Origin of the sequence: Anabaena sp. CS-542/02 (assembly GCF_028331085.1) — a bacterium.
Classification (GTDB): Bacteria; Cyanobacteriota; Cyanobacteriia; order Cyanobacteriales; family Nostocaceae; genus Anabaenopsis; species Anabaenopsis arnoldii.
Genome location: NZ_JAQMTM010000075.1, coordinates 1 through 10,653 on the forward strand (window position 1 = coordinate 1; position 10,653 = coordinate 10,653).

Consider the following 10,653-nt stretch of genomic DNA (forward strand, 5'->3'; position numbering starts at 1 on the left):
AATATAAACCATCCCAGCCCTACTGTGTAATTAAGCAGTTTTTACCCCAAGCTCAGGGAACTGATACCATTGAAAAAGCATCCCAGTTATTTGCACAGGAAGCACAAAGATTAGAGGAGTTGGGTAAACATCCCCAAATTCCTGAGTTAATGGCTTATTTTATCGTCAATGGTCGCCAATATTTAGTACAAGAATTTGTAGCAGGAAACACCCTACAAACTGAATTAGATCAAAACGGTGTGTTTTCAGAACAGCAAATACGCGAACTATTACCAGAACTGTTACAGATATTAGAATACGTCCACAGCAAACAGGTTATACATCGAGATATCAAACCAGAGAATATTATTCGCCGCAGCAGTGACAACAAGTTATTTTTAGTAGACTTTGGCGCTGCTAAAGTAGTCAAACCACAACAACGCACAGCAACAGGAACAATTATCGGCTCTGCGGAGTACTGCGCTCCTGAGCAGTCCATGGGGAAACCATTATTTACTAGTGATTTATATAGTTTAGGGGTAACTTGTCTCCATTTATTAACAGGGGTGAGTCCCTTTGATTTATATAGTCCCCTAGAAGGTGAATGGGTATGGCGAGACTACCTAAATGGGAATGTGGTAAGTGATGAGTTGGGGGAAATGCTGGAAAAGTTAGCCCATCCTATCCCTAAGCGCCGTTACCAGTCTGTGAGTGAAGTGATTCAAGCTTTGAGTCCGGTTAGTCCAGTAGTTACCCCTGCGATTAATCCTAATTATGCTCAAGCTACCGCTCGCGGTCTTGTTTACGAGTTCCAGAAAGAATTGGATTTAGCTGTGGCTGATTTAAACAAAGCTATTGGGGCTATAACTCACTTGAGTCGCGGTAATGTTTACTATAACCAGCAAAAATGGGATTTAGCTTTGGCTGAATATAACAAAGCCATTGCCATTAATCCTAATGATGCTCAAGCTTACTACAATCGCGGTAATGTTTACTATAACCAGCAAAAATGGGATTTAGCTTTGGCTGATTACACCCAAGCTATTAGACTTAATCCTAATTATGCTGAAGCTTACTACAATCGCGGTGTTGTTTACCGTAAGCAGCAGAAATGGGATTTAGCTTTGGCTGATCATAACCAAGCTATTAAACTTAATCCTAATTATGCTCAAGCTTACCTCAATCGCGGTAATGTTTACGATAACCAGCAGAAATGGGATTTAGCTCTGGCTGATTACACCCAAGCTATTAAACTTAATCCTAATGATGCTCTAGCTTACACTGCTCGCGGTCTTGTCTACCGTAACCAGCAGAAATGGGATTTAGCTTTGGCTGATTATAACAAAGCTATTGGGATTAATCTTAATGATGCTCAAGCTTACAAAGATCGCGGCGCTGTTTACCTTCAGCTAGGAGACATCAACAAAGCCAGGGAAGACCTCCAAAGAGCAGCGCAATTATTCCTCACTCAAGGTAACACCGCTGCTTATCAAAAAACAATTGAGGTAATTAGGCTTTTAAACTCACTGTAGCTGCAAAAGTACCTAAAACTAAGCGATAAACAGGTTTTAGGAGCAGCCCTATAGATGTTATCGCCAGTAGAAAAAAGTCGAATTATTGAAGTTTGATTGAACTTCGGTTAACTACCTTTCAACCTACCTGGCAAGTATCGGGTGACACCTAATTTAGCTCAACCTTAGTACAATCGAGGTCTTGTTTACCTTCAGCTAGGAGACATCAACAAAGTTAGGGAAAACCTGCAAAGAGCAGCGCAATTATTCTTAGCCCAAGGTAACAATGGTGCTTATCAACAAATTATCAGCTTATTACAATATTATGCTGATACTTACCTCAGTCGTAGTCTGGTTGACGCGCAGCAGCAAACAGGGGAAGTGATGAACTCAATCAAAAACTGGGTCCGAGATTTCAGGAAGTGAGTATGTTAATGCGTAGCTGGTACAATGAGTAACCTAGCTTGTAAATCTTCATATGTAATGGCTCGCACACCCACCCTACAATTTAACCGAGGTACTTTAATTTTACATCCACCACCACGGGGTAAAGGGTGGATGGATTACGCTACATGGGATGACCGGGTGGAAAAGTTTCGGATTCCGGCGATTAATTATCGCGCTGTGGTGGAAGCACTCCAAGGGGAGGAGGTATATTTTATTGATGAAGCCAAGGAATTTTACCCGGTGGATTTAATCCCCAGTTTAGAAATGGAGCCTTACCCCCACCAAATTGAGGCGTTAACGGCTTGGAAATTGGGGGGTAGACAGGGGGTTGTGGTTCTCCCCACGGCGGCGGGAAAGACTTATTTAGCACAAATGGCGATGCAATCTACACCCCGCACCACCCTAATTGTAGTGCCAACGCTGGATTTAATGCATCAGTGGTATGCTCATTTAGTGGCGGCGTTTCCTGATGCTGAGGTGGGTTTGTTGGGGGGTGGTTCGGGCGATCGCACGGCGATTTTAGTCGCGACCTATGATAGTGCGGCAATTCATGCGGAAAGTTTAGGCAATAAATATGCTTTAATAATTTTTGATGAATGTCATCACTTACCAACAGACTTTGGGCGGGTAATTGCTGAGTATTCTATTGCTCCTTATCGGTTAGGACTCTCAGCTACACCGGAACGTACCGATGGGAAACACGCTGATTTAAATATACTCATTGGTCCAGAAGTCTATCGCAAACGCGCTGAGGATTTAGCGGGGGGTGCTTTAGCTCACCATGAAATTGTGCATATGAAGGTGAAGTTATCCCAGCAGGAGCGAGAACGATACAACCAGTTAATTCAAACCCGCAACGACTTTCTCCGCCAGTCCAAAATTTCCCTGGGGAGTATTCAAGGTTGGCAAATGTTTGTGAAAATGAGTGGGCGATCGCCTGGGGGTCGTAGAGCTATGTTAGCACACAGGGAAGCGAAAAATATTGCTTTAGGTACTGATGGCAAGTTGCGAATTTTAGCCGACCTATTAGCCCAACACTTCCCAGAGCGGATTTTAATCTTTACAGCTGATAATACCACAGTATATAGAATTTCTCAACAGTTATTAATTCCCGCCATTACCCATCAAACTCCTGTTAAAGAACGTCACGAAATTCTCACCAAGTTTCGAGAGGGTGAGTATAATACCTTGGTAGCTTCCCATGTCTTAAATGAGGGGGTTGATGTTCCCGCTGCTTCCGTGGCGATTATTTTATCTGGTACTGGTTCTACTAGGGAGTATATACAGCGTTTGGGTAGGGTGTTAAGAAAGGGGAATGTAGCTAATAAACAGGCGATTTTATATGAAGTAGTAGCCGAAAATACCAGCGAAGAGGGAACCTCCGCCAGACGCAGGGGAGTGGAGAACTACAACCAGAGCAGCGAAAAACAACCAGAGAACAAGGGGAATTTACGGGTAATTTATGGCGGTGGTCAAAGTAGAGTCCCCAAAGCAGCAGAACAGTTAGATATTAAATATTCAACAGAGCAGGGAAATGTTACCGACGGATTTACTGAGTCATCGCCAGAACGGAGAGGAAATCATTCCCAAGAGATTGAAGATTGATCGCCATAGTTTGGAGTTAGCGCAGGAGTTAATTAATTGTTTTGAGGAAGCGCGGGGTCAGTCTGTAGGGTTCCTAGAAAGTCAACTTTTAGACCTAGAGGGAGACGGGACAGATTACCGAGTCAAGCGGGGGTTAGCTTATATTCTCAAAAGCAGTTTCTGTACCTTTGAGGTAGTCAGTCCCCTAGAACCACCCATGTTAAGAGAGCGGGTATTTAGTTTAGCCTCCCAGTCAGTTTGTAGTAGAGAATCAACCCAAATTACTTTAACTAGAATTGCTGATGAACTGAGTCAGCAACTGCAAAGAGAAGTTTTATGGGAACAAGTGCGGGATGGTTTATATGGTGATTTGAATGAAAATAAGATTTTAACGAATTTTGATGCACCCACACCCGTAGACTTATTAAATAGATATAACTTGTCTCAAGTCCAGGGAATCTTTTATAAAGCCAGTCAGTTAACTTTAAATGCTCATCGCAATGTACCGGGGCAATATAAACTATTATTTCGTTATTTAAAATTGTTTCAACTGATGGCGTATATTGAGGGGGATGCAGACCACGGATTTACAATTACCGTTGACGGTCCGACCAGTTTATTTAGACCGAGTACAAGATATGGACTGGCGATCGCCAAATTAATTCCCGCCTTACTTCATGTGACTAAATGGAGTCTTTGCGCCACCTTACAGAGCAGAGATATTAACACCCAAGAATGGAAAACTCGACGTTTTACCCTCAACTCTGAATGTGGCCTAGTCTCCCACTATTCCCCCGGTAAACCTTACGATAGTATGTTAGAGTCATCCTTTGCCGAGAAATGGGATGTACTCAAAACCGATTGGGTATTAGAGCGAGAAGTAGATTTAATTCCCATACCCGGTAGCGTCATGATTCCCGACTTTCGCCTAGTCCATCCTGATGGACGTGACTACTTACTAGAAATAGTTGGTTATTGGCGACCAGAATATCTACAAAAGAAATTTTATCAAGTGCGGCGTTCTGGATGTGAGAATTTAATTTTAGCCATTTCCGAAAGATTGAACCTAGAAAAAGCTGGAGTCAAATTAGATAACGTCCCCGCCAAAATAGTCTGGTTCAAAGATAAACTTTTACCCAAAGCCGTGTTAACAGTCATAGAGGGAGAGCAATAAAACCTCAGTGCTAACTCAGGTTAAAAAAACTCCACCTCATTTAACCTTCCCTCCAACAAATCTAATAACTCATTCACATCCTTACCCACCTGTGCAAAACAAACCGGGGGGGGAGGTTCAGGCGCAAACTGAATCAACTTCAGTTCACCCTTACCAATTGCAATCATCAACACTTCCACATCAGGATCATGATGGTCAATAATTCCCAAAATTTCCTGGAGACGATTTTCTACCTTCTCATTTAAAACCTCAATCGCCCCTTGAGGACAATAAATAAAATGGGGACTAGGCTGTAAATCAATACCCAGGGTACCCTGCTGATTACCATTTTGTAACCACAACCCCCAAAAAACAGCCGCCAAATCGCGGTGATTATCCCTAACAAACTTATCCAACTCAACACGCCACTTGCTATTATGGGAAACCGCGCCACCACTACCAAACATCATAAACTCTCTGCTCCTGGTGCGCCTAGTACGTGAAACCTATCTTACCCCAGTTCGTCACCAAAACTGCAAAAACCTCACCACCACTGCCAAATATTGAGATATTATAACAAAAGTGAAAATTGTCCAAAGGTATCTTGAACACCAAACTAACCAATGATAGAATTTTGCTGCTTAACTAGCAGATCAACTGCCATGGCAATTAATGCTGATGCAGCCGAGTTAAAAAATTTACCCAAAATCAAACAGCCGATAACGAGTCAAATTTCTTGCCAACACTCATGTTAGTAGTCAAGTTAGGCTGACAGATAGGGCTTTGCGTCAGCCACTGCCAAGGTAATTTACCATTGCGTGAAACAGATATTACCACCATAGGGGAGAAGAGAGCATCTGGCTTTTGTAATCTGATTCTTCGGTGAGAACAGCTGAAGACGTGTCACCATAGTACATAAGTTGCCTAAAGATGCAAAAGGAGATCAAACCTTGAAAAGTCAGCAATTCGGGAATTGGCAAACTACAGTTTTGGGTATTGTATTAGCACTCATTGTCCTTGTCGGCGTAAATTCCTTTGTGATTCTCAGTCCAGGACAAGCAGGAGTTATCAGCATCTTAGGTAAAGCTAGAGATGGGGCGCTACTAGAGGGTATTCACATTAAACCACCACTGATATCAGTAGTAGATGTGTATGATTTGACGGTACAAAAGTTTGAAGTACCGGCGGAAAGTTCTACCAAGGATTTGCAAAATTTATCTGCAAGATTTGCGATCAACTTTCGCCTTGATCCGGCGCAGGTAGTTGAGGTGAGAAGAAGACAAGGAACTTTAGCAAATATTGTTTCAAAAATAATTGCGCCGCAAACACAGGAAGCGTTTAAAATCGCGGCCGCAAGAAGAACGGTAGAAGAAGCAATTACCAAAAGAAGTGAATTAAAAGAAGATTTTGATTTAGCCTTGGGCGATCGCTTGGCTAAATATGGGATAATCGTTTTAGACACTAGTGTAGTTGACTTGAATTTCTCACCCGAGTTTGCCAGGGCTGTAGAAGAAAAACAAATAGCTGAACAACGGGCTCAAAGAGCAGTTTATGTAGCACGAGAAGCTGAACAGGAAGCGCAAGCAGATGTTAATCGCGCTAAAGGTAAAGCAGAGGCTCAAAGACTTTTAGCAGAAACCCTCAAAGCCCAAGGGGGAGAGTTAGTTCTGCAAAAAGAAGCAATTGAAGCTTGGAGAACTGGCGGCGCTCAAATGCCGAAAGTTCTCGTTATGGGTGGTGAAGCCAAAGGCAGTGTACCATTCATTTTCAACTTAGGTAATGTTACCGACAAATCATAATTTAGGTTAATCATAGCGGGGTGGGCTATACCCACCTCACACACACCAGTAGCAAAACTCAACCAGAACATAAGAAACTAAGTTATGTCAACTCCCAACCATCAAAATCTCACAGTCTCAGAAGCCAAAAAAATTCTGAACAAATTCAACTGCTTAGATATAGCACCTATCCTCAAACCCTCAGAGGAAGCTTTAGTGCGTCGGGCTTTAATTTTGGTAACTAGTATTTCTGATTACCAAATATTGGGAATTTGTGCTGATACAGCCGCAGAAGGGATACTGGCGATGAGAACTTATTCTTATGCTTTTGGCTATGAAGCCCCAAGTAATTTACCAACACCAGAAGGTCCAGTTTATATCAAATTGAATGGTAAAAATGGTTTATGTTATCTTGATTCCTATGCGGGACATCATCGGGGGGTATTAATTTCTTGTCAATCCTATAATCAAGGGGGAATTAACGAAATGTATGGACATTTACCCCTGGATTTGTTTGCTTAAATCAGATTGGTAGTGAGGATTTTAGCCCTCTAGTTTAGATCAGGTTTGTAGTGAGGACTTTAGTCCTCTATGGATACAGCCGGATCTCATGGGAGTAGGTAGGCAGGGCGGGCAAGAAGCCCACCCCATAACATTTATGCTTATAATAATTAAAATAGCAAAATAATTTGAAAGTTAAAACGACTAATTTCTATGAGTATTATTACATTACAATCAGTTAAAAAAGATTTTGGGATCAAGGAAATTTTAAGAGATGCCAGTTTTAGTTTAGATGCTACTGATAAAGTGGGTTTAATTGGTACTAATGGTTCTGGTAAATCAACTTTGTTAAAAATGATTGCCGGATTAGAATCAATTGATAGTGGACAGATTACTTTTAGTGCTGGTGCAAAGGTAATTTACTTACCCCAACAACCAGATGTAAACGAGAATTACACAGTTTTAGAGCAAATTTTTGCCGATAGCGGTGAACAGTTGTCTTTAGTACGTGAGTATGAGGAACTATCTCACCAACTTGTTCTTCATCCAGAAGATAGTCAGTTGATGTCCCGCTTGTCTGGGGTGATGCAAAGGATGGAAACCACAGGCGCTTGGGAGTTGGAAACCAACGCCAAAATTATTTTAACTAAGTTGGGAATTTCTGATTTTGATGCGGTGGTTGGGACTTTATCAGGAGGATATCGCAAGCGCATTGCTTTAGCTACAGCTTTACTATCGGAACCAGACGTTTTACTGATGGATGAACCTACTAACCATTTAGATGCGCTGTCTGTGGAATGGCTGCAAAGTTATTTAAATCGCTTTCGTGGTACGCTGTTACTGATTACTCACGATCGCTATTTCCTAGATCAAGTCACAAACCGGATTATTGAAATAGACAGAGGTGATGTTTACACCTATGCAGGTAATTATTCATATTACCTGGAAAAGAAAGCTTTAGCCCAAGAGTCGGCTATGAGTAGCCAACGTAAACATCAAGGTGTATTACGTCGGGAATTAGAATGGTTGAGTCGGGGGCCAAAAGCCAGGAGTACTAAACAAAAAGCCCGAATTCAACGCATCCAAGCCATGCGGGAAACTGAGTTTAAACAAGTTCAAGGGAAAGTGGAGATTTCCACAGTTAGCCGCCGCATTGGTAAAAAGGTGATTGAATTAAATAATGTATCTAAGGGTTATGATGGGCGGACTCTGATTAATAATTTCACCTATGAATTTAGTCCAGAAGACAGGATTGGGATTATTGGGGGTAATGGTACTGGTAAATCTACTTTAATGGATATGATTACCGGGCGGATTCAACCAGATTCTGGTACTGTGGAAATTGGCGCTACGGTTCACATTGGTTATTTTGACCAGCATTCTGAAGAGTTACTCGCAGCGGTAGATGAAAATCAGCGGGTGATTGACTATATCAAGGAAGAAGGGGAATTTGTCAAAATCGCCGACGGTACTCAAATTTCGGCTTCGCAAATGTTGGAGCGATTTCTGTTTCCGGGAAACCAGCAATACGCGCCAATTCATAAATTATCTGGGGGTGAAAAACGCCGTTTATTTTTGTTGCGAATTCTCATTGGTGCGCCCAATCTGTTGATTTTAGATGAACCGACTAATGATTTAGATGTGCAAACATTGGCGGTACTAGAAGATTATTTAGAAGATTTTCCAGGGTGTGTAATTGCAGTTTCTCACGATCGCTACTTTTTAGATCGGACTGTAGATAATGTTTTTGCCCTGGAGGAAGGCGGTAATCTGCGACAATATCCAGGTAATTACTCAGTTTATCTAGATTACAAAAAAGCAGAAGAGGAGCTAGAAAAACAACAGCAAGCGGCCAATGTGGCTGAAAAACCACCAGCAACACCCAGGGTTAGCAGTTCATCTACAGTGACGGAAAATAAAAAGCGTCGCCGACTGTCAAATTGGGAAAAGCGGGAATTTGGGGAGTTAGAAGTTAAAATTGCCAAGTTGGAATCTGAGAAAGCGGAAGCGGAGAAAGCCTTGAGTAGTGTATCTGGGGTGAATTACACCCAAGTCCAAAAACTCTACGAACAGGTAGAAAACCTGAAGCAGTCCATTGATATAGCTACAGAACGCTGGTTAGAATTAGCGGAGATGGAATCTTAAGAAAAACGGTAAGAAATTATATGTCAGTTAAAGTTGGTGATACTGCTCCTGATTTTACCCTGAGCGATCAAAATGGCTCTAGAGTCAGTCTGAGGGATTTTCGGGGCAAAAAAGCGGTGGTTTTATACTTTTATCCCAAAGATGACACACCCGGATGTACGGCGGAGTCTTGTGGGTTCCGGGATCAATACGAGGTGTTTAAAACTGCGGGTGCTGAAGTGATTGGCGTGAGTGGAGATTCTCCGCAATCTCACCAGCAATTCGCGGCAAAATACAATTTGCCTTTCACTCTCTTGAGTGATAAAGATAACAAGGTGCGTAAGGAATACGGCGCTACTATGGCTTTTGGTTTTGTTCCTGGCCGTGTAACTTATGTAATTGATCAAGAGGGGGTTGTGCAGTTTGTTTTGGATACTATGTTTAATTTTCAGGCTCACGTAGAGGAAGCCCTCAAAACTTTACAAGAGTTAGCTGTGAAATAAATCCACCCATCACCCCTCCCCTGATTAAGGGGAGGGGACTAGATTTACTTATTGTAGGAGTGGGATTTGTCCCCTACTGGATGATTAACATGGGCTGAATTACCATTCTTACCGTTGGTATGACCGTTGGTATGACGTGGTTGAATTACACCATAACCGCCGTGGTTACGTTCGTAAACCACATTAATTTCCCCACTTTCCGAGTTGCGGAACATATAGAAGTCGTGTCCCACCAGTTGCAGCTGTTCTGTGGCTTCTGCAAGGGTCATGGGTGGCATGGTAAAATACTTTGTCCGGATAACCTCATTGGGCAATTCGGGGGTGCGATCGCCGATTAAATCGGCGGCTACCGGTTCGGGAACTAAGGCTTGATTTGTGGGTTGGCCGTGAGTTTTTTGATCTTGACGTCTTTCTTTATATTTTCGCAGTTGACGGGCAATTTTATCTGCCACTAAGTCAATGCTGGCGTATAGGTTTTCGCTGCTTTCCTCCGCGCGGATGACGTTACCATTGGCGTAAATAGTCACTTCCGCTGCTTGCTTGGTAGTAATTCGGGGATTGCGGGCGACGCTTAGATGTACATCCACTTCATTAGTGATGTGTTGAAAGTGACTGACGGCTTTTTCAATTTTTTGATGTACATACTCCCGAATTGCATCGGTGATTTCAATATTTTTGCCGTGGATGACAAGCTTCATGTAAACTCTCCCACTGATATATTTTTTGATGTGAATTTGTTTTGTATGAATGGATGTCGCGGTAATATCGCGCATTACCGCCAAAACAAATTTTGAACAATTTTAATGTACTGCTTATGCCTGTGCTCTCTATCGGATCTTCGATCTGGTTTGAGATGCAAACTATTTATGATATTGATCGGCCAGTGCATTCGTTGTGATCCTGTTGGGCTTGATGCTTGATGCAGAGGGTTCCTGCTATATAAAACCTAGACAAAGCTAGACTTTACTTTCTACTTCAACGGGAGCATGGGAGCGGTTATCCCTCAGTAGACTTGCACGCCTTAGCCAGACGCGATATTTCTCTTAAGATTTACAAGAAAGACTACCGCTATC

General features: G+C 42.3%; 9 protein-coding genes. 7 read left to right on the forward strand and 2 right to left on the reverse strand.

Annotated features, from left to right (window positions below; translation table 11 throughout):
* From PN447_RS08185 to PN447_RS08195, 3 genes are all read left to right on the forward strand, one after another.
* Window positions 1–1,511 (forward strand): serine/threonine-protein kinase (locus tag PN447_RS08185; protein WP_271762248.1); only part of this gene is annotated, 1,511 nt, incomplete at its 5' end.
* A gap of 462 nt (window positions 1,512–1,973) precedes the next feature.
* A complete protein-coding gene (locus tag PN447_RS08190; protein WP_271762259.1) occupies window positions 1,974–3,542 on the forward strand; it encodes a DEAD/DEAH box helicase family protein in 1,569 nt (522 codons plus the stop codon).
* On the forward strand, window positions 3,472–4,695 hold the full coding sequence (locus tag PN447_RS08195; protein WP_271762250.1) for a DUF790 family protein: 1,224 nt from the start codon (window positions 3,472–3,474) through the stop codon (window positions 4,693–4,695). Before PN447_RS08190 ends, PN447_RS08195 begins: the two co-directional genes overlap by 71 nt.
* A 20-nt stretch (window positions 4,696–4,715) precedes the next feature.
* On the opposite strand, the gene ccmS is transcribed toward PN447_RS08195, so the two are convergent.
* Complete coding sequence (gene ccmS, locus PN447_RS08200) at window positions 4,716–5,144, reverse strand: beta-carboxysome assembly chaperone CcmS (RefSeq protein ID WP_271762252.1); 429 nt, start codon at window positions 5,142–5,144, stop codon at window positions 4,716–4,718.
* Between the two features lie 480 nt (window positions 5,145–5,624).
* Here ccmS and PN447_RS08205 point away from each other — a divergent pair, with 480 nt between their 5' ends.
* The 4 genes from PN447_RS08205 (at window position 5,625) to PN447_RS08220 (ending at window position 9,580) form a co-directional block, all read left to right on the forward strand.
* Complete coding sequence (locus PN447_RS08205) at window positions 5,625–6,473, forward strand: prohibitin family protein (RefSeq protein WP_271762254.1); 849 nt, start codon at window positions 5,625–5,627, stop codon at window positions 6,471–6,473.
* An 84-nt stretch (window positions 6,474–6,557) separates the two neighbouring features.
* Window positions 6,558–6,974 carry a DUF1824 family protein gene (locus PN447_RS08210; protein ID WP_271762255.1) on the forward strand — a complete coding sequence of 139 codons (417 nt, stop codon included), beginning with the start codon at window positions 6,558–6,560 and terminating at the stop codon, window positions 6,972–6,974.
* A gap of 192 nt (window positions 6,975–7,166) precedes the next feature.
* Window positions 7,167–9,098: an ABC-F family ATP-binding cassette domain-containing protein gene (locus tag PN447_RS08215; protein ID WP_271762256.1), complete on the forward strand. Its 1,932-nt coding sequence runs from the start codon at window positions 7,167–7,169 to the stop codon at window positions 9,096–9,098.
* A gap of 20 nt (window positions 9,099–9,118) precedes the next feature.
* Entirely contained in the window at window positions 9,119–9,580 is a 462-nt protein-coding gene (locus PN447_RS08220) for a peroxiredoxin (RefSeq protein WP_271762257.1), read from the forward strand.
* A gap of 44 nt (window positions 9,581–9,624) precedes the next feature.
* Here the strand turns inward: PN447_RS08220 and hpf are convergent, their stop codons facing one another.
* Window positions 9,625–10,278: a ribosome hibernation-promoting factor, HPF/YfiA family gene (hpf, locus tag PN447_RS08225; protein ID WP_271762258.1), complete on the reverse strand. Its 654-nt coding sequence runs from the start codon at window positions 10,276–10,278 to the stop codon at window positions 9,625–9,627.
* Window positions 10,279–10,653: the final 375 nt, after the last annotated feature.